2 protein-coding genes are annotated in these 1,075 nt (G+C 73.5%); both read right to left on the reverse strand.

What is annotated here, in order from left to right:
- Positions 1-308 (reverse strand): DUF6507 family protein (locus DQW06_RS28295; RefSeq protein WP_117199628.1); only part of this gene is annotated, 308 nt, incomplete at its 3' end.
- On the reverse strand, positions 305-652 hold the full coding sequence (locus DQW06_RS28300) for a hypothetical protein (RefSeq protein WP_117199627.1): 348 nt from the start codon (positions 650-652) through the stop codon (positions 305-307). The genes DQW06_RS28300 and DQW06_RS28295, both read right to left, overlap by 4 nt.
- Positions 653-1,075: the final 423 nt, after the last annotated feature.

Below are 1,075 nucleotides of genomic sequence, written 5' to 3' on the forward strand. Positions count from 1 at the left end.
CGCTGCGCCTCCAGCGCCATCTCCTCGTTGCCTGTGACGTAGGCGGTGGTCGCCTCGCTGGTCTGCGTGACGGCGTTGCCGGTCAGGGAGAGCATGTCGCCCATGAGACCGAAGTAGTGTTCGGCGAACTCGCCCAGGGCGACCCCGATGGGGGCGCTGTTGATGTGGGTGCTGAGGGTGGTGACGCGTTCCTCGATCGTGGTCATATCGCCGAACAGGCCCTCGGACCCGCCCTCCTCGCCGAGGTGGGAGAGGGTGTTGACGAGCACGGTGCCGATCTCCGGGGGGTCGATGTCCCAGGCGGTCACGGGGATCCCTCCTGTCGCTGTTCGCGGGGCTTCTCGGGGGCTGGACGGGGGCGGAAGGCCTCGGGGCGGAAGGATCCGGTCCCGTCCTCGGGGCCGGGGCCGACGAGGGGCCCGGCCCCGGCCCGGGCGGCCTCGACGGTGTGGAGCATCCGGTTCAGGGCCGAGCGGCCCCGGGTGAGGTCGGTGCGGGCGCGCAGGCGCATGTACTCCGAGGACCGCTGGATCCCGGGCCCGGGGCGCGGTGCCGACGGTCCCTCTGGCGGTTCGGGAACCTGTTCCGGGAGACGCGTCCGCGGTGGGGGCGCCTCCCCGTCCTCGCCGAGGCGCACGATGTCGAACTTCACCGGTCGTTCTCTCCTCCCCGCCCTCTCCGCGGCCCCGCCCGGGGTCGCTCACCATGCGGTGTGTACCGACGTACGGAATGTAGGCAATGGTTCCATTGCGGGGCGATCCACCGACATCCGCCGGGGCCGGTGTGGACGCCCGTCGGGGCAGGGAACGCCCCCGCGCCACGCAGGCGAGGCCAGGTCGGGAGGGGTACGGGCGGAGCACGGAGGTTCCGAGACCGTCCGGATGCGTGCGGTGTGCCATCCGGATCTGGCCGGATGCGGCCAGATCCGACGCACCCGTTCGGTGCTCCACGCCCGGGCGGCGGATCTGAGACGCCCCTACGGCGGCTGGCGGGCGGGCTCCGGAGTCCGCGCCGACCGCGCCCCGGGGCGGTGCCGGGACTCCAGCGCACGGAGCCGCCTCGGGGCGGGAGCGGT

Origin of the sequence: Nocardiopsis sp. TNDT3, from assembly GCF_003427465.1 — a bacterium.
Classification (GTDB): Bacteria; Actinomycetota; Actinomycetes; order Streptosporangiales; family Streptosporangiaceae; genus Nocardiopsis; species Nocardiopsis dassonvillei.